Origin of the sequence: Actinomadura luzonensis (assembly GCF_022664455.2) — a bacterium.
GTDB lineage: Bacteria > Actinomycetota > Actinomycetes > Streptosporangiales > Streptosporangiaceae > Nonomuraea > Nonomuraea luzonensis.
Window position 1 is genome coordinate 938,376 of sequence record NZ_JAKRKC020000002.1, and the last position, 17,199, is coordinate 955,574.

The window sequence follows — 17,199 nt, forward strand, 5'->3', positions numbered from 1 at the left end:
AGGTGGCTTCACCCCGGTTGATCCCCTGCGTTCTCGCTCTCGCGACCCTCACCCTCAGCGCCTGCTCCTCCGCCGCGCCGACCCCTGAGGGCGGCTCCTCGACCGTCTCCGGCGTCGCCGGCGGCAAAGGCGGCGTCGGCGGCAGCGGCACGGCCTCGGCCCCGCCGAGCGCGCTCACGCCCGAGGCGTACAAGGCCGAGCTCGACGGCAGGCGCAAGCCCATGGCCGACGCGATCGACGCCCTCGCCGGCGCGCGCGGGGTCAAGACGCTGGGCCAGCGGGTGAGCAAGGCCGAGGAGACGCTGAGCGGGGCGGCCGAGGAGCTGGCCGCCCTCGCCCCGCCCGACGCCGTGCGGGCCCAGCACCAGCAGTACGTCACCAGCCTCCAGGACTTCGCCGCCGCGCTCGGCAGCACCGGCGGCAAGGTGGGCGCGCGCGACCTGTGCAGCTCCTCGGCCGTCCTGACCGACCTGAACGACAAGCTGAAGGCGCTGGACGAGGCGGGCGAGAACCTGCAGCGCGCCGGCGACTACCCGGCCGACGTGGTGGACGTGAAGGCCGGGCGCAAGCAGACCCGGCGGCTCGGCAACGGCTCGTTCGTCCGCAAGGGCTCGCTCGGCGGCCGCAGCTCCCTGGAGATCGACAACGGCGCCACCCGGGACGCGGTGGTGACCGTGATGCGCGGCGGCAGCAAGGCGTTCAGCGTGTACGTCCGCCGCAAGGCCACGTACAAGGTGAAGGGCGTGCGCGACGGCACGTACAAGATCTACTTCACGCACGGGGTGGACTGGGACGGCAAGAGCAAGGCGTTCACCCGCGAGTGCAGCTTCGAGCGGTTCCAGAAGTCGGTGACGTTCAAGACGACCGTCACGGCGACCCAGATCCGCTGGCACGACTGGCGCGTCACGCTGCACGCCATCTCCGGCGGCAACGCCCGCACCTCCGACGTGGACCCCGACAGCTTCCCGTCCTGAGCGCCGCCCCGCGCGGACGGCGGAGTCCGAGGGCCGCGCCCGGGGCGCGGCCCTCGGCGGCCGGAATCAGGTGGAGAACAGCATGCCCACCCAGCTGCGCTGGCGGTGGTGGCCGCCGTGGTGGTAGCCGCCGTGCGAGGGGGCGCCCCAGGCCGGCCCGGGGGCGGGCGGGGGCGGGGGAGCCGCGTGGTACTGCGACTCCATCCGGGTCAGCGTCTCCAGCTCGCCGTAGTCGAGGAAGATCCCGCGGCAGTTGTCGCACTGCTCGATGTGGACGCCGTTGCGCTCGTAGGTCCGCATGTTCCCGCGGCACTTGGGGCACTGCATGTAAGTCGCTCTCCTTGGCTTCAGGTCTCAGGGTGAAACCTACCGCGCGCAACCCCGCCTACGCTCTGACGATTCGGTTGCACGACTCGACCAACGAATGTTCGACCTCGTCGAGTTCCCGGCCCTCCCGCTCGGCGTTGACCACGGCCACGGCGGCCAGCTGGACGGTGAGCGCCCGCGCCGGGACGTCCAGCCGCGACCACGGGTCGGCGCCGCTGCCCAGCGCCGGCCCGCCCGCCCCCAGGTAGGCCCCCAGGAACCGCTCCCACACGGCCGGCTCCAGCAGCCCGGCGGCGTACCAGGCGGCCGGGCGGGCGAGGTCCCACGCCGGGTCGCCGACGCCCAGGTCGTCCACGTCGATCAGCAGCCACCGGTCGCGGCGCACGAGCTGCCCCAGGTGCCAGTCGCCGTGCGTGAGCAGCGCGGGCGCCGGCACCGGCGCGGGCAGCCCCTTGAACGCCCGCCGGATCAGCGCCTCCACCGGCCCGTCGCCGCCCATCCGCTCGACCGCGCGGGCGGCCCGCGCCGGGCCCCCGGCGGCCGGCAGGGCGGGCAGCAGCGTGAGCGGGACGGCGTGCAGCGCGGCCAGCAGCCGCGCCCCCTCCTCCCAGGGCGCGTCGTCGAGGTCGTCCTGCCGGACCGGCCGCCCGGCGGGCCAGACCGTGACCGCGCGGCCCCCGACCGTCAGCACCTCGGGGTCGAGCGGGGCCAGCATGACGGCGCTCACCGCGGGAGAGGCGGCGGCGCGTAACCGGACCCGCAGCTCGCCCGCGTCGTCGCGGGCCGAGTGGGCCTTGACCACCACCTCGCCCCTGCGCAGCACCACGACGTCGGTGCGCGTCGGATGCAACACGGGCGCGCCCGTGCCGCCGTAGGCGGCCGCTATCCCCGCCAGCTCCTCCTCAAGACCCACGCGTACAGCCTATTGTGCGGAAATGGGACCCCGTCCCGGAGACCGCCCGGTTCGCCGGGCTCCGAGGCGGCCGCGGCCGGGGCGGGAGCGGGCGTGGGCCAGACTGGGGGGATGAGAATCGGTTTCGCCGTCCCCCAGTCCGGCCCCTGGGCCACGCCCGAGAACATGCGCCGCGTCGCCACCCGGGCCGAGCAGCTCGGCTACCACGACCTCTGGACGTTCCAGCGCCTGCTCTACCCCGTGGGGCACGAGATGGGGCCGACCTACCGCAGCGTGCACGACCCCGTGGTGACGCTGGCCCACCTGTCGGCCGTGACGCACCGCGTCGGGCTCTGCGTCGCGGTGATCAACGCGTACGTGCAGCCGGTGGTGCTGGCCAAGCAGCTCGCCACGTTGCAGACGCTCTCCGGCGGCCGGCTCACGGCGGGCATCGGGCTCGGCTGGCTGCCGGAGGAGTTCGAGGCGGCCGGCACCGCCTTCGAGCGGCGCGGGCGGCGCGGCGAGGAGTTCGTCGAGGTGTTGCGCAAGGCGTGGCGCGACGACCCGGTGGAGCACGCGGGCCGCTTCTACCGCGTCCCGGCCGCGCACGTGGACCCCAAGCCGGTGCCGGGGCCGCCGCCGATCCTGCTCGGCGGCACCGCCGAGGTCGCGCTGCGCAGGGCGGCCCGGCTGGCCGACGGCTGGGTCAGCTCCAGCAGGGAGGACCTGACGGCGATCGCCGGGCGGGTGGAGCTGATCAAGGCGGAGCTGGCCGCGTCGGGGCGGGAGGCGAGCGGGTTCCGGTTCGTCTGCAGGGGCGTCACGCAGGTGCGCGACAAGCCCGGCGAGCGGCCGCTGACCGGCCCGTACGACAAGATCAGGGCGGACCTGGAGTCGCTGGCCGCGGCCGGGGTCACCGACGTCTTCCACGACCTCAACTTCGACCGCGAGTTCGTCACCCTGGACCCGGGCGAGGCCATGCGCCGCGCCGAGGAGGCCCTGGAGGCGCTGGCCCCGCGGCGCTGAGGGCCCGGCCGGTCCAGCGCCGCCCGTCCAGGAGCGCCGCCCCCTTCAGGAGCGCTGCCGGGCCCGGTAGGCGCTGGCCTTGGCGCGGTTCTGGCACGACAGGTCGCAGAAGCGGCGCGAGGCGTTGCGGGTGGAGTCGAAGAACACCAGGGAGCACCGCCCGGCCTGGCAGGCGCCGAGCCGGGCGGCCTGGCCGACGCCGATGACCATGGCGAGCGCCGTGCCCATGTCGGCCGCCCAGGCGTCGAGGAGCGTCGCGCCGGGCCGGTGGAAGGCGAGCACCGGCGAACGCTCCGCGCCGTCGTGCAGGTGGGGCACCGCCCCGTGGCGCACCAGCAGGTCGTTGAGCCGCGCCGAGGCGGCCCGGATGCCGACGCCATCACCGGACGCCGTCCCGGACGTCGGGCCGGACGTCGGGCCGGACGCTGGGCCGGGCGCTGTGCCGGATGCTGTGCCGAACACCGGGCGCAGGTCGGCGGCGACCTCCGCCAGCCCGGCCGCGTCGGCCTCGCTCGCCGTGACGCCCTCCGGGAGCAGGCCGGCCAGCGCGGCCAGCCGCTCGCGGCCGGTGCGCGGCGGGGTGACCTCCCGGCCATGAGCGGCGGTGACGGCCAGGCGGTTCACCAGCAGCACCGCCCGGTCGACCCAGCGGCCGACGTAGCTGTCTATCTCCTGTTGCCCGGTGATGCGCCAGGGATCTAGTGTCACCGCCACAGCGTACATAGACAGTGAGCATGGGAGAGGACCGTCATGACCGACGAGCGGGCGCCGCGCGTGCAGGACGTGCTGGACGCGTTCACGATGTACTCGGTGCTCCAGGCCGCGGTCCGCCTGTCGGTGCCCGACCTGCTGGCCGCCGGGCCGCGCACGGTGTCCGGGCTGGCCGACGGCGTGGCCGCCGCGACCGAGCACGGCCGGCCCGACGAGCGGCTGCTGGCCCGCCTGTTACGCGCCCTGCACCACCTGCGGCTGGTCGAGCGCGACGAGTCGGGCCGCTACTCGCTCACCGAGGAGGGCGCGCTGCTGACCACCGGCCGCCCCGACTCCCTGGCGCCGCAGACGCTGATCTGGGGCGAGGAGCTGTGGCGCGAGTCGGCCCACCTGCTGCACCGCACGATCGCGACCGGGGAGGCGGCCGCGCTCGGCTCGCTCGGCCACGCCTCGCCGTACGCCTACCTCCAGGCCCGGCCCGCGGCCGCCCGGCTGTTCCAGCGGCTCATGCGGGGCGTCACCGTCACGGTCGCCCGCGCCCTCACCGAGGAGCCGCTGCCGCCGGGCCGCGTCGCCGACATCGGCGGCGGCACCGGCGCGCTGCTGACCACCCTCGCCGCCGCGCACCCGGGCCTGCGGGCCACCCTGTTCGAGCTGCCCGAGGTGGCCGCCCAGGCGCTCGAGACGCTCGGCCAGGAGACGGGGATAGAGGTGGTGGCCGGCGACATGTTCACCGACCCGCTGCCGCAGGCCGGGCTGTACGTGCTCAGCAACGTGCTGCACAACTACGACGACGCGCGGGTGGCGGCGCTGCTGGCCCGGGTCGCGGACGCGATGGCGCCCGGCGGCCTGCTGTGGATCGTGGACGGCGTCCTGGAGGACGACCCGGTCCGCTCGACGACCGCGAGCGCGGCGCTGGACGTCATGATGCTCACGCTCTTCGCCGGCGGGCAGGAACGCACGATCGGGGAGCTGGGGGAGCTGCTGGCCGGCGCCGGGCTCGCCGTCGTCCGGACCCGCCCGCTGCCGCACGGCCGGCACCTGGTGGTCGCCCGCCCGGCCTGACCCGCCGCCCGTCAGCCGGTCGCGGACAGGCGCAGGGCCTCGGCGGCGACCGCGTGGCGGAGGTCGCGGATGCCGTCGCGGCCCCGCACCGGGTGCACGGCGTTGGTCAGCAGCACCACCGTGAGGCGGCGGCCGGGGTCCACGACGAGCGAGGTGCCGGTGAAGCCCGAGTGGCCGTACGAGCCCGTGAACGGCCCGGCGATGGCCGGGTCGCCGAGCCGCACCCCGAGCCCGTGCCGGAAGGGCGCGCCGGTCGCGCCCTGGTCGCGGGTCATCTCGGCCACGCTCTCCGGCCGCAGCACCGGCCCGCCGCCGCGGCGCAGCGTCTCGCCGAAGGCCAGCAGGTCGGCGGCGGTGGCGAACAGGCCCGCGTGCCCGGCCACGCCGCCCAGCGCGTACGCGGTCTCGTCGTGCACCTCGCCGCGCACGCAGCCGGGCCCCGGCCGCTCGGCCTTCCACTCGGTGGCCGCCACCCGGCCGGGGTCCCGGGGGCGGTAGCCGGTGTCGGGCAGGCCGAGCACGGCGGTCACCCGGTCGCGGACCAGCGCGTCGAGCGGCGCGCCCCCGGCCAGCTCGGCGATCCGGCCGGCCAGTACCATGCCGACGTCGCTGTAGAGGTACGGGCCGCCCACCGGGTGCGTGATCGGCGTGGCCGTCATCGCCGCCAGCCGCTCGGCGGCGGACGCGGCCGGCAGCTCCAGGTCGATGCGGCGGGTGGGCGGCAGGCCCGCGGTGTGCGTGAGCAGCCGGCGCGGCGTGATGCGGGCGTCGAGGCCGGGCAGCCAGGCGGCGGCCGGCTCGTCCAGGCCGAGCCGGCCCTCCTCGGCCAGGGAGAGCAGCACGGCCGTGGTGAACAGCTTGCTGACCGAGGCCAGGTCGAAGATCGAGCCGGGGAGCGCGGGCGGCCGGACCGCGGCCAGGGCGCCGGTGGCATCGGCGTAACGCACCAGCTCGCCCGCGGCGGCCGTGGCGGCGACCTCGCCGGCCACGGCGATCATCGCCACCGCGGCCGGGCAGACCCGCGGCACCACCCCCGCGAGGATCGCCGCAAGCCCGTCCATCGGTCCCTTCCCGCCGTCCACCCTCGCCCGTTCCCCTCTCCGGCCCCTCGCCCGTTCCCTGTCCAGCCCCCCGCGCGAGGGCTCAGCCGCTCAGCGCGTCACTCAGGCGCTCGCCGTGCGAGGCCAGCAGGGCGCGGGCGGCGTCGGCGTCGATGCCGTGCCGGATCATCAGGACCGCCACCTTCGTCCGCCCGCCGGCCGCGTCCAGCGCCGCCCCCGCCGTCTCCGGGTCGGCGCCCGTGATGTCGCGGACCATGCGCAGCGCCCGGTCCGCCAGCTTCGCGTTCATCGCCGACATCTCGACCATCTTGTTCCCGTAGGTGCGGCCGAGCTTGACCATGCTGATCGTGGAGATCATGTTGAGCACGAGCTTCTGGGCCGTGCCCGCCTTCAGCCGCGTCGAGCCGGTCACCACCTCGGGTCCCACGACCACCTCGATGGCGTGCTCGGCGGCGGCCGACAGCGGCGCGCCGTCGTTGCACGACAAGCCGACGGTGAGCGCGCCGCGGCCGGCCGCCTCCGCCAGCGCGCCCAGCACGAAAGGGGCTCGTCCGCTGGCGGAGACGCCGACCACGGAGTCCAGCGGGCCCACGTCCAGGTCCTTCAGGGCGGCGGCGCCCGCCTCGGCGTCGTCCTCCGCCCCCTCCACGGAGCGGGTCAGCGCCTCGGGCCCGCCCGCGATGACGCCCTGGACCAGCGACGGGTCCGTGCCGAACGTGGGCGGGCACTCGCTGGCGTCCAGCACGGCCAGGCGTCCCGACGTGCCGGCGCCGACGTAGAGGAGCCGGCCGCCCTGCGCCATGCGGGCGGAGATCGCGTCGACGGCGCCCGAGATCGCCGGGATGGCCACGGCCACGGCCGCCGGCACGGCGGCGTCGGCCTGGTTCATCAGTCGGGCGATCTGCTCCGTCGGCAGCCGGTCGATCTGGCTGTAGCGGGGATCGCTCTGCTCGGTGGACAGCTCGGGTAGCGGCTCAATCATGACGCTAATTTCCACCCTCTTCTTCCATCTTGTAAATATCTTTCACCACAATGGCTTCATGACTCTTGTGCGTACCGGAGCTGAACGGCTGGCGGCGGAACCCGCGCTCGCGGGAGGTACCCGCCTCGGCCTCGTCACGAACCCCACCGGCGTGCTGCCCGACCTGACCCCCACGGCGGAGGCGCTGCTGGCCGCCGGCGCGCCGCTGACCGCCCTGTTCGGCCCCGAGCACGGCCTGCGCGGCACCGCCCAGGCCGACGGCGGCGAGGCCGACGCCGTGGACGAACGCACCGGGCTGCCGGTGCACAACACCTACAAGCTGTCCGGCCGGGAGCTGGACGCGGCCGTGGCCGCCGCCGGCGTGGACACCCTGCTCTTCGACATCGCCGACGTGGGCGCGCGCTTCTACACCTACGTCTGGACGATGTACGACCTGCTGGCCTCGGCGGGCCGGCTCGGCCTGCGCTTCGTGGTGCTGGACCGGCCCAACCCGCTCGGCGGCGCCGTCACCGAGGGTCCGGAGCTGGACCCCGCCTACGCCAGTTTCGTCGGCCGCTTCCCCATCCCGGTGCGGCACGCGCTGACCGCCGGGGAGCTGGCCCGGCTGTTCGGGTTCGACGTGGACCTGACCGTCGTGGAGATGGAGGGCTGGCGGCGCGGCACGCCGTACGAGGCGACCGGCCTGCCCTGGGTGATGCCCTCGGTCAACATGCCGACCCCCGACACCGCCCTCGTCTACCCGGGCACCTGCCTGTTCGAGGGCACGAACTTCTCCGAGGGCCGCGGCACGACCCGGCCGTTCGAGCTGGTCGGGGCCCCGTACGCGGACGCCCGCCTGGCCCCCGCGCTCGCCGCGCTCGGCCTGCCCGGCGTGCGCTTCCGCGAGGTCTGGTTCACCCCCACCTTCCACAAGCACGCCGGGACGCCGGTGCGCGGCGTCCAGCTCCACGTGCACGACCGCGAGGCGTTCCAGCCGGTGCTGACCGGCGTGTCGATGCTGCACGTGGCCCGCGCCCTCTACCCGGACGACCTGCGCCTGCTGCCCACCCTGGACCACCTGTGGGGCTCCGGCGAGCTGACCCGGAGCCTGGAGGCCGGCGAGGACCCGCGCGAGCTGTGCCCCCCGCCGGGCACCCCTCAGGGACCGCTGCTCTACCGGTGACATCACGCCAGATCGCGCCGGTAGAGCCAGAAGACGCGCTCCGCCCGCGCGCCCACGGCCCGCGAGTAGAACCGCAACGGCCCGACCCAGCCGATCTGGGCGTCGGCCTGCCCGGCGGCCCGCTGCTCGGCCAGGCACCTGCGCAGCAGCACCCGGCCGAGCCCGAGCCCCCGGGCGGCCGGCGCGGTGCCCATCGGCCCGAACCAGGCAGGCCGCGCCCCCCAGGCGGCGAAGGCCAGGATCTCCCCGTCGCGCTCGGCGTAGTGCAGCCCGGAGGCGTTGGCCGCCTCCCACGCCCACCGCTCGTTCCAGTGCCGGGCGACGAACGCCGCCACCCGCTCCCGCTCGGCGCCGAGCGCCGCCCGCACCGCCACCCCGGCCCGCTCCAGCCGGGCGAGGTCGTCCTCGGTGCCCAGGTCGCCGGCCAGGTCGGCCGTCATGTTCCAGGCCACGTGGTAGCGCTCGTAGCCGAGGCTCTCGGCCAGGCAGGCGGCGGCGGTGTAGCGGACGTCCACGCCGGGCCAGGCGTAGCAGGGCGGGTTGCCGGCCCAGCGCGCCTCGCGGGCGCCGCGCTCGCGCAACCACTCCTCGGCCGCCCGCACCAGCGCCCGGCCGCGCCCCTCGCCCCGCGCGGACGGGTGCACCGCCAGCAGGTCGAGGTGCCCGGCCGCCGGGTCCTTGTCCGACAGCGACACCATCGCCACGCCGCCGTCCACCACCAGGGCGGTCCACGTGCGGGTGGCCGGCGGCCGGGACAGCCGCCCGACCAGCGCGGCCCCCTGCCCGGGGTCGAGCGTCAGCGCCGCCTCCGCGACCCGGGCCGCCTCCGCGAGCTCCGCGGGCCCCGCCTCGACGGCGATCACAGGGAAGAGCCCGCGGACGAGCTGACGGGACGCGCGATCACGCTGCGCCGCTCGGGGTAGAAGCACGCGTGCTCCTGCGGGATCCCCTCGGTGAGCTGCAGCAGCGGCCGCTCGGCGGTGCACCGCTCGCCGCGGAACGGGCAGCGGCGGGCGAACAGGCAGCCCTCGTCGGCCTGGCTCTCGTCCAGCGACTCCAGCGGCGTCACCGGCTGCTCGCCCGGCTGCTCCAGGCCGTGCAGCACGGGGATGGCCGACAGCAGCGCCTGCGTGTACGGGTGCACCGGGTCGGCGATCACCGTGTCCACCGGGCCGCGCTCGACCACCTGCCCCCGGTAGATCACGTACAGCTCGCCGTCGTCGCCGACGTAACGGGCGGTGGCCACGTCGTGCGTGATGAACAGCACGCTCACGCCCAGCCGCTCGCGCAGGTCCTTCAGCAGCGCCAGGATGCCGAGCCGCAGCGAGACGTCGATCATCGACACGGCCTCGTCGGCGACCAGCATCTCCGGGTCCACCGTCAGCGCCCGCGCGATGACCACCCGCTGCCGCATGCCGCCGGAGAGCTGGTGCGGGTAGCGCGACAGCACCGTGCCCGGGTCCAGCCCGACCAGCGACAGCACCTCGGCCGCCCGCTCCTCCATCCACGCCTTCGACCGGCCGGTCTGCCGCGCCCGCAGGGCGAGCGGCGCGTGCAGCGTCTGGTGGATGGTGCGGGTCGGGTTCAGCGCCGAGTACGGGTCCTGGTGGATCATCTGGATCTTGCGGAAGTGCGGCTGGCGCTGCTTGGGCCGCAGCCCCGACAGCTCGACGCCGTCGATGACGATCTCGCCCTCGTCGTGCGTCTCCAGCCCCGCGATGATCCGCCCCAGCGTGGTCTTGCCGCAGCCGGACTCCCCGATGAACGAGGCCGCCCCGCCCTTGGGGATGGCGAAGTCGACCCCGCGCAGCGCCCGCACCTCGCGGGCGCCGAGCACCTTGCCGCGCTGCTTGAACGTCTTGACGACACCGGTCCCGGTGATCACGCGTGCTCCTTCGTCGCGATGTCCTCGGCCCTCGGGGCGGGCGCGTGCACGGCGTGGCAGGCGACCACGCGCGGCCCGTCGGCGATCGCCTCGGGGTCCACGGTGTCGCACACGTCCATGCGCAGCGGGCAGCGCTCCCTGAACACGCAGCCCTCCTTCGGCACGGTCGCCAGCGTCGGCGGCCGGCCGGGCAGCGCCCGCGCCTCGTCGAGGTCGCCGGTCAGCCGGGGGATGGCCTGGATCAGGCCCCGCGTGTACGGGTGCCGCGGCGCCCCCAGCACCTCCCGCGTCGGCCCCTGCTCGACCAGCCGCCCGCCGTACATGACGGCCAGCCGGTCGGCGACCTCCGCCACCACGCCGATGTCGTGCGTGATGACCAGCGTGGTCAGCCCGCGCTCGGCGTGCACCTCGCGCACGATCTTCAGGATGTTGGCCTGGGTGATCATGTCGAGCGCGGTCGTCGGCTCGTCCAGCACCACCAGGTGGGCGTTGAGCACCAGCGCCAGCATGATGCCGACGCGCTGGCGCATGCCGCCCGACAGCTCGTGCTGGTGCGAGTCGAGCACTCTGGCCCCGTCGAGGCCCATGCGGCTCAGCAGCTCCTTCGCCTCGCGCACCAGGCCGCGCAGGTCGGCCACGCCGTGCGAGCGGCCGAGGTCGAGGAGCTGCTTGCCGACCGTCTTGAGCGGGTTGAGGGAGTTCTGGGCGGCCTGGAAGACGTAGCCGACGTGCGCGCCGCGGGCCTTGCGCAGGTCCTCGCCGCGCAGCCCGACCACGTCGCCGAGCCCGTCGATCTCCACGCTGCCGGCCGCGATCCGGCCGGGCGGCTGCACCGCGTTCAGCAGCGACAGCGCCAGCGTGGACTTGCCCGACCCGGACTCGCCCACGATGCCGGTGATCGAGCCCGGCTCCAGCGTCAGCGTGACGCCCCTGACCGCGGGCAGCTCCCCGGCGGGGGTCTTGTAGACGACCGTGAGGCCGTCGATGCGCACTCCCGGCGCTTGCTTGCTCACCTGCACTACTCCTCGCGCAGCCGGGGGTTGAAGATCTCGTCCATCGCGTCCACGACGAGCACGATGGCCAGCGTCAGCAGCAGGATCGCCAGCAGCGGCCCGAGCAGGTAGCCGATCGCGTTCGGGGTGATCAGCGCGCCCGCCTGGAACACGGCCAGGTTGAGCATGACGCCCCAGTTGTCCGACTCGTACGGCAGCACGCCCAGGAAGAACAGGCCGACCTGCGAGTAGACCGCGCCGGTGACCGCGATGAGCATGTTCATCGCGATGTACGGCGCCATGCTCGGCAGCAGCTCCTTGCCGATGATGTGCGTCGTGGACAGCCCGAGCCCGCGCGCCGCCTCGATGAAGCCGCGCTCGCGCAGCGACAACGTCTGCGAGCGCACCGCCCGCGCCACGCCGCCCCAGCCGAGCAGGCCGAGCACCAGGCCCATCTGCCACGGGCTGCCGAAGCGCCACACGGTGGCCAGCACCAGCAGCAGCGGCAGGCCGGGGATGGTGAGCTTCATGTCGGTCAGCCGCATGAGCACGGTGTCCCAGCGGCCCCGCTTGAAGCCGGAGAACAGGCCGATCGAGGTGCCGGCCACGACGGTGATGAGCGCGGTGATCGCCGCGGTCAGCAGCACGTACCGGGAGCCGGTGACGACCAGCGCGAGCACGTCGCGGCCCTGCGGGTCGGTGCCGAACCAGTGCTCGGCGCTCGGCGGCTGGGTGATCGCCGTGGGGTCGTTGGGCAGCGGGCTCGGCAGCAGCATCGGCCCGAGGACCGCCATGAGCACGAACGCGGCCAGGATGACCACGCCGACCAGGCGGCTCGGCTTGCGCCGCATCACCCGCCACACGCCGCGCCAGAAGTTGCGGCGCAGCGTCGAGGCGGCCGATCCGGTCTCGGGGATGAGCGTCGCGCTCACGAAACCTCCTCCCCGCTGCGCACCCGCGGGTCGATGACCGTGTAGAACAGGTCGGCGACGATGTTGGCGAGAATGGTGCCGACGGTGATGAGCAGGAACGCGCCGCCCATCAGAGCGTAGTCCCGGTCGTTGACGGCGCCGATGAGCAGCCAGCCGAGCCCGGGATAGTTGAAGATCTTCTCGATGAACACCGCGCCGCCGAGCAGCAGGCCCAGCGACAGGGCGAGCATGGTGAACAGCGGCAGGATCGCGTTGCGCGCGATGTAGCGGAAGACGATCGAGCGCTTCATGCCGCGCAGCTCGGCGGCCAGGATGAAGTCGTCGCCGAGCACGGTGACCACCGACGACTTCATCGCCAGGATCCAGCCGCCGTAGGCCGACAGCGCGTAGGTGAGCACCGGCAGCAGGGCGTGCTCGACGAGCGAGCCGAGGTAGCCGGCGTTCCAGCCGGGCTCGTAGAGGATGTCCACCGAGCCGTCCGCGGGCAGCACGCCGAGCAGCGTCGCGAAGATCATCGTGAGCAGCAGCGCCAGCACGTACTGCGGGACGCCGTGCAGCAGCGAGCCCGAGACGGACAGCGCGTCGCCGAGCCGGCCGGTGCGCTTGATCGCGGCGTACACGCCGAGGATGATCCCGACGAGGAAGCTCAGCAGCGTGCCGGCCAGCACGGGTAGAACGGTCCACTTGGCCGCGTCCGTCAGCACGTCGAGCACGGGGGTGCCGGGCCGGCTGACCGAGACGCCGAGGTCGAGGCGGAACAGGCCGCCGATGAACTCGGTGTACTGCTGCCACAGCGTGCCGTCCGGCTGGAAGCCGTACAGCACCTTGACGGCCTGGCGGGCGGCCTCCGGGGCCATGCCGCCCTCGACCAGCTTCTCGTAGCGGGCGGCCATGGGGTCGCCCGGGATGTTGTTGATGATGAAGAAACTGATCGTCGCGACGACCAGGATCATGACGAACCCGCGGGCCAGGTGGCCCGCGAGTCGCCGTGCGATGAGCGTCATAGGCTACTGCTTCGCCTTGATCAGACCTTGCTGGATCCACACGCCGGAGGGCAGCACGCCGGTGCCCATCCGCAGGATGGAGTCGTCGTGCGGCCAGCCGGTGAAGCGGCTGTTGTTGACGAACTGGGTGTTGACGTAGTCCCAGAGCTGGATGACCGGCAGGTCCTGGTTGGCGGCCTGCGCGAGCTGGGCCATGATCGGCTTGGCGGCCGCCTCGTCGGAGGAGTTCAGCTTGGCCGTCAGCTCACCCGGGTTGATCTTCTGGCCGCCGACCTCGATCTCCTCGGGGCCGCCCATCCAGTTGCCGTTCTTGCCGGGCGCGGAGTGCTCCACCTTGCCGGCCACGTTGGCCCAGCCGTTGGAGGCGCCGTAGAGGCGCTGGAAGATGTCGTACGGCGCGGGGCCGAGCGCCATCAGCCAGAAGCCGACCTCGTACTTGCCGGCGTTCAGCTCCTCCAGGTAGAGCGGGTAGTCCGCGGTCGTGACGACCTCGGCGTCCACGCCGGCCTTGACGAGCTGGCTCTTGATGTTCTCCTGCGCCGACAGCCAGTCGGAGAAGCCGGAGGGCGCGTGCATGGAGACCTTCCACGCCGAGCCGTCGGCGAGGGCCCACTTGCCGTCCTTCTTGACCAGGCCGGCCTGCTTGAACTCCGCCTCGGCCTTGGCCACGTCCGGCTTGTACTGCTCCAGCTTGGGCAGCGTGTCCGGGATCCACGCCTGGGCGGCCTTCTGGTGGATGCCGCTCGTGGTGAGCGCCGGGGTGCCGCCCTCGGGCGAGGCGACCTTGGTGACCTGGTCGCGGTCGATGAGGTAGGCCAGGCCGCGGCGCACGTGCACGTTGTCGTACGGCTTCTTGGACTGGTTGAAGGCCATGCCCACGGCGACCGGCGAGTAGCCCTTGATGACCTCGTTGCCGGGCGCCTGCTTGATCCGGTTCATCACGTCGGTCGGCGCGGCCGTGAAGCCGGCGTGGTCGAGCTTGCCGGCGATGAGGTAGTTCCAGATCTGCTCGTTGCCGGTGTAGTTGAGGAACTTCACCTGCGCCGGCGCGACGTTCGCGGCGTTGTAGAAGTACTTGTTCTTGACCAGCAGCGCCTCGGAGGGGTTGACCCGCTCCAGCACGAACGGCCCGGCGGAGACGTCCTTCGGCGGGGCGAAGGCGATGACCTTCTCACCCAGGCCGGTGATCTCCTCGCGGGCCTTCTCGGCGTCGGCGCCCTCGCCGCGGGCGGCCTTCAGCTTGTCCCAGAAGTCGGCCGGCAGCACGCTGCTCCACACGTGCGCGGGCAGGACGGTGGTGTCGAGGACGCCCCGGGCGAACTTGGGGCTCGGGTTGGCCATGTCCTGCGTGACCTTGACGGTCTGCGGGTCCACCACGGTCACCTCGGCGGCGGCGCCGGCCGCGCCGGGCGTGACGGAGAAGGCCGTGCTGCCCTGCGTGTAGGCGATGCCGATCGACAGCTTGACGTCGTCGGCGGTGACGGGCTTGCCGTCGGACCACTTCGCGTTCGGCTGGAGCTTCAGCGTGATGGCGGAGTTGTCGGGGGCGATCTCCCAGCTGGCCGCGATGCCGGGGAGGGCCTGGTTGGGGTCGGTGAGGTGGTTCTTGACCCAGCCGAGCTTCATGGAGCTGTAGCCCGGGAAGGAGTTGCCTTTGGGGTTGTACGGGTTGGCCGGGGCGGAAGCCTCCAGGCCCGGCCGGTTCACGTCGATGGTGGTGAAGAGCCCGCCACCGCCGCCCGTGCCGCCGGACTTGTTGGTCGAACCACCGCTGCACGCCGCTGTCGCGGCGGCAAGGCCCAGCAACGTCACTACCGCTGCCAGTCGCTTCATTTGCCGCTCCGGGGGATGTCTCAAGGGATTGACCGGACCTTACGATCGCGTCCGGAAGGCGTCAATAATCTCCAGAGACTGTGAGGCTAATGTAACTTTCCTTCATGAGTGTACGGAGTGGCGCTAAGCGCCATCAAGTAAAACTTCAGCCGACGAGCAGCACCGCCGCGCCGCTGACCTGGTCGTTCGCCAGATCGGTCAGCGCCCGGTCGGCCGCTTCAAGGGGATAGGGCGCCGTTGTCACGTGCGGCGGGTGCGCCAGCGCCAGCTCCAGGTACGCCCGCCCGTCGGCCCGCGTGTTGGCCGTGACGCTGCGCAGCGTGCGCTCCTGGAACAGGTGCCGCTCGTAGTTCAGCACCGGGATGTCGCTCAGGTGGATGCCGGCCACCGCCAGCGTGCCGCCCCGGTCCAGGGCCTCCAGCGCCGGCGGCACCAGGTCGCCGACCGGCGCGAACAGGATGGCCGCGTCCAGCGGCTCGGGCGGCCGGTCGCCCGCCGAGGCCGCGCCCAGCTCCAGCGCCAGCCGGCGGGAGGCGGCCGACCTGGTCACCGCGTGCACGGTCGCGCCCTGCGCGATGGCCGCCTGCGCCGTCAGGTGCGCCGAGGCGCCGAAGCCGTAGATGCCGAGCCGGCCGCCCGGCGGCAGGTCGCAGCGGGCCAGCGCCCGGTAGCCGATGATGCCCGCGCACAGCAGCGGGGCCAGGCGCTCGGCGGGCACGCCGTCCGGCAGGTCGTAGACGTAGTCCTCGGGCGCGACCAGGTACTCGGCGAACCCGCCGTCGGCGTCCCAGCCGGTGTAGGCGGAGGAGGGGCACAGGTTCTCCATGCCCCGCAGGCAGTAGCGGCACCTGCCGCAGGTGGAGCGGAGCCAGGCCACGCCGACCCGCCGGCCGCTGCCCTCGACCCGGCCCACCGCCTGGTGGCCGGGGGTGGTGCGCGGGCGGCGGGGGAGCAGGTCGCCCTCGGCCAGGTGCAGGTCCGTCCGGCACACGCCGCAGGCCTCCACCCGCACCAGCACCTCGCCGGGGCCCGGCTCGGGCACGTCCCGCTCGACCAGCTCCAGCGGGCCGGACGCCATCGGGCCCGGCTCGCGCACCACCCACGCCCTCATGCCGCGCTCAGCCTCGCCGCCGCCAGGGTGGCGTACAGGGCGGCCCCGTCGGTCAGGACCGCGTCGTCGAAGACCGCCTCGGGGGAGTGGTTGTAGGGGGCGGTGGCCGGGTCCCGGTCCGGCGGGCACGCCCCCAGGAACGTGAACGCGCCCGGTACCCGCTCCAGCACGTACGAGAAGTCCTCCGACCCCATCACCGGCTGCGGCGCGACGAAGTAGCGGCCGGGGCCGAACAGCTCGTCCGCGGTCCGCCCGACGAAGGCGGCCTCGTCGCCGTCGTTCACCGTCACCGGGTAGCCCATGCCGAACGACGTCTCGGCCGTCAGGCCGTGCGCCGCCGCGATCCCCTCGACCACCTCCACCAGCCGTCGCTTGACCAGCGTCCGGTTGTCCTTGCTGAACGTGCGCACGGTCGCCTCGAAGCGGGCCTCGTCCGGGATGACGTTGTCGGCCGAGCCGCCGTGGAAGCTGCCCACCGTCACCACCACGGGGTCGAACACGTCGAACGTCCTGGTCACCATCGTCTGCAGCGCGGTCACCATCTCGCAGCCCGCCTGGATCGGGTCCAGCGCCCGGTGCGGGCTCGACCCGTGGCCGCCGCGCCCCTTCACCGTCACGCAGAACACGTCGGCCGCCGCCATGATCGGCCCAGGCCGGGAGGTGAACAGCCCGGTCGGCAACATCGACGACACCACGTGCATCCCGTACGCCGCCACCGGCCGCGACCCCGCCGCCTCCAGCACGCCCTCGTCGATCATGTACTTGGCGCCCTCGTGGCCCTCCTCGCCCGGCTGGAACATGAAGACCACGTCGCCCGCCAGCTCGTCGCGCCGCGCGCTCAGCAGCCGCGCCGCGCCCGCCAGCATCGCGGTGTGCAGGTCGTGGCCGCAGGCGTGCATCTGGCCGGGCAGCTGGGAGACGTAGGGCAGGTCGTTCTTCTCCGTCACCGGCAGCGCGTCCATGTCGCCCCGCAGCAGCACCGCGGGCCCCGGCCGGCCGCCGCGCAGCACCGCCGTCACCGAGCTGAGCGCCGTGCCGGTCCTGATCTCCAGCGGCAGCCCGTCCAGCGCCGCCAGCACCTTCTCCTGGGTGCGGGGCAGGTGGAGGCCGAGCTCCGGCGTGGTGTGCAGCGAGTGCCTGAGCTGTACGAGTTCGTCCCGCATGTCCTGCGCGGATTCCATGAACGACATGAAGAACATTGTTCACCTACCGGCACGGAAGTCGACAAGGCGCGTCGGTACG

General features: G+C 73.7%; 17 protein-coding genes. 4 read left to right on the top strand and 13 right to left on the bottom strand.

What is annotated here, in order from left to right:
* Positions 1–17: 17 nt before the first annotated feature.
* Positions 18–974, top strand: a complete 957-nt coding sequence (locus MF672_RS34545; protein ID WP_242380214.1) for a hypothetical protein — start codon at positions 18–20, stop codon at positions 972–974.
* 66 nt (positions 975–1,040) lie between these two features.
* On the opposite strand, the gene MF672_RS34550 is transcribed toward MF672_RS34545, so the two are convergent.
* On the bottom strand, positions 1,041–1,301 hold the full coding sequence (locus tag MF672_RS34550; protein WP_242380213.1) for a TFIIB-type zinc ribbon-containing protein: 261 nt from the start codon (positions 1,299–1,301) through the stop codon (positions 1,041–1,043).
* Between the two features lie 58 nt (positions 1,302–1,359).
* On the bottom strand, positions 1,360–2,214 hold the full coding sequence (locus tag MF672_RS34555) for a phosphotransferase (protein WP_242380212.1): 855 nt from the start codon (positions 2,212–2,214) through the stop codon (positions 1,360–1,362).
* Between the two features lie 111 nt (positions 2,215–2,325).
* Here MF672_RS34555 and MF672_RS34560 point away from each other — a divergent pair, with 111 nt between their 5' ends.
* A complete protein-coding gene (locus MF672_RS34560) occupies positions 2,326–3,219 on the top strand; it encodes a TIGR03619 family F420-dependent LLM class oxidoreductase (RefSeq protein ID WP_242380211.1) in 894 nt (297 codons plus the stop codon).
* 45 nt (positions 3,220–3,264) lie between these two features.
* Here MF672_RS34560 and MF672_RS34565 read toward each other — a convergent pair whose 3' ends face one another.
* Complete coding sequence (locus MF672_RS34565; protein ID WP_242380210.1) at positions 3,265–3,927, bottom strand: CGNR zinc finger domain-containing protein; 663 nt, start codon at positions 3,925–3,927, stop codon at positions 3,265–3,267.
* Positions 3,928–3,969: 42 nt separating this feature from the next.
* On the opposite strand from MF672_RS34565, the gene MF672_RS34570 reads away from it, so the two are divergent.
* Entirely contained in the window at positions 3,970–4,995 is a 1,026-nt protein-coding gene (locus tag MF672_RS34570; protein WP_242380209.1) for a methyltransferase, read from the top strand.
* An 11-nt stretch (positions 4,996–5,006) separates the two neighbouring features.
* Here MF672_RS34570 and MF672_RS34575 read toward each other — a convergent pair whose 3' ends face one another.
* The gene (locus MF672_RS34575) at positions 5,007–6,056 is read right to left on the bottom strand and encodes a serine hydrolase domain-containing protein (protein WP_242380207.1); all 1,050 of its coding nucleotides are present in this window, start codon (positions 6,054–6,056) and stop codon (positions 5,007–5,009) included.
* A gap of 82 nt (positions 6,057–6,138) precedes the next feature.
* Complete coding sequence (murQ, locus tag MF672_RS34580; protein ID WP_242380206.1) at positions 6,139–7,038, bottom strand: N-acetylmuramic acid 6-phosphate etherase; 900 nt, start codon at positions 7,036–7,038, stop codon at positions 6,139–6,141.
* A 58-nt stretch (positions 7,039–7,096) separates the two neighbouring features.
* Between murQ and MF672_RS34585 the strand changes: the two genes are divergently transcribed.
* Complete coding sequence (locus MF672_RS34585; protein WP_242380205.1) at positions 7,097–8,200, top strand: exo-beta-N-acetylmuramidase NamZ family protein; 1,104 nt, start codon at positions 7,097–7,099, stop codon at positions 8,198–8,200.
* Positions 8,201–8,202: 2 nt separating this feature from the next.
* Here the strand turns inward: MF672_RS34585 and MF672_RS34590 are convergent, their stop codons facing one another.
* The 8 genes from MF672_RS34590 to MF672_RS34625 form a co-directional block, all read right to left on the bottom strand.
* On the bottom strand, positions 8,203–9,063 hold the full coding sequence (locus MF672_RS34590) for a GNAT family N-acetyltransferase (RefSeq protein ID WP_242380204.1): 861 nt from the start codon (positions 9,061–9,063) through the stop codon (positions 8,203–8,205).
* On the bottom strand, positions 9,060–10,085 hold the full coding sequence (locus tag MF672_RS34595) for an ABC transporter ATP-binding protein (protein ID WP_242380203.1): 1,026 nt from the start codon (positions 10,083–10,085) through the stop codon (positions 9,060–9,062). Before MF672_RS34595 ends, MF672_RS34590 begins: the two co-directional genes overlap by 4 nt.
* The gene (locus MF672_RS34600; RefSeq protein ID WP_242380201.1) at positions 10,082–11,098 is read right to left on the bottom strand and encodes an ABC transporter ATP-binding protein; all 1,017 of its coding nucleotides are present in this window, start codon (positions 11,096–11,098) and stop codon (positions 10,082–10,084) included. Before MF672_RS34600 ends, MF672_RS34595 begins: the two co-directional genes overlap by 4 nt.
* Before the next feature lie 5 nt (positions 11,099–11,103).
* Complete coding sequence (locus MF672_RS34605) at positions 11,104–12,009, bottom strand: ABC transporter permease (protein ID WP_242380200.1); 906 nt, start codon at positions 12,007–12,009, stop codon at positions 11,104–11,106.
* A complete protein-coding gene (locus MF672_RS34610; protein ID WP_242380199.1) occupies positions 12,006–13,013 on the bottom strand; it encodes an ABC transporter permease in 1,008 nt (335 codons plus the stop codon). The genes MF672_RS34605 and MF672_RS34610 overlap by 4 nt, the downstream gene beginning before the upstream one ends.
* Before the next feature lie 3 nt (positions 13,014–13,016).
* Entirely contained in the window at positions 13,017–14,846 is a 1,830-nt protein-coding gene (locus tag MF672_RS34615; protein ID WP_242380197.1) for an ABC transporter substrate-binding protein, read from the bottom strand.
* Between the two features lie 145 nt (positions 14,847–14,991).
* Positions 14,992–15,957: a zinc-dependent alcohol dehydrogenase family protein gene (locus MF672_RS34620; RefSeq protein WP_242380195.1), complete on the bottom strand. Its 966-nt coding sequence runs from the start codon at positions 15,955–15,957 to the stop codon at positions 14,992–14,994.
* Positions 15,954–17,147 (bottom strand): M20 metallopeptidase family protein, encoded by a 1,194-nt coding sequence (locus MF672_RS34625; RefSeq protein WP_242380193.1) that lies wholly within the window; start codon positions 17,145–17,147, stop codon positions 15,954–15,956. Before MF672_RS34625 ends, MF672_RS34620 begins: the two co-directional genes overlap by 4 nt.
* Positions 17,148–17,199: the final 52 nt, after the last annotated feature.

Excerpts from the sequence above, each read along its gene's own strand:
- MF672_RS34550 (WP_242380213.1), bottom strand. The coding sequence starts at position 1,301 with ATGCAGTGCCCCAAGTGCCGCGGGAACATGCGGACCTACGAGCGCAAC.
- MF672_RS34560 (WP_242380211.1), top strand. The coding sequence starts at position 2,326 with ATGAGAATCGGTTTCGCCGTCCCCCAGTCCGGCCCCTGGGCCACGCCC.
- MF672_RS34570 (WP_242380209.1), top strand. The coding sequence starts at position 3,970 with ATGACCGACGAGCGGGCGCCGCGCGTGCAGGACGTGCTGGACGCGTTC.
- MF672_RS34575 (WP_242380207.1), bottom strand. The coding sequence starts at position 6,056 with ATGGACGGGCTTGCGGCGATCCTCGCGGGGGTGGTGCCGCGGGTCTGC.
- murQ (WP_242380206.1), bottom strand. The coding sequence starts at position 7,038 with ATGATTGAGCCGCTACCCGAGCTGTCCACCGAGCAGAGCGATCCCCGC.
- MF672_RS34585 (WP_242380205.1), top strand. The coding sequence starts at position 7,097 with ATGACTCTTGTGCGTACCGGAGCTGAACGGCTGGCGGCGGAACCCGCG.
- MF672_RS34610 (WP_242380199.1), bottom strand. The coding sequence starts at position 13,013 with ATGACGCTCATCGCACGGCGACTCGCGGGCCACCTGGCCCGCGGGTTC.
- MF672_RS34615 (WP_242380197.1), bottom strand. The coding sequence starts at position 14,846 with ATGAAGCGACTGGCAGCGGTAGTGACGTTGCTGGGCCTTGCCGCCGCG.
- MF672_RS34620 (WP_242380195.1), bottom strand. The coding sequence starts at position 15,957 with ATGAGGGCGTGGGTGGTGCGCGAGCCGGGCCCGATGGCGTCCGGCCCG.
- MF672_RS34625 (WP_242380193.1), bottom strand. The coding sequence starts at position 17,147 with ATGTCGTTCATGGAATCCGCGCAGGACATGCGGGACGAACTCGTACAG.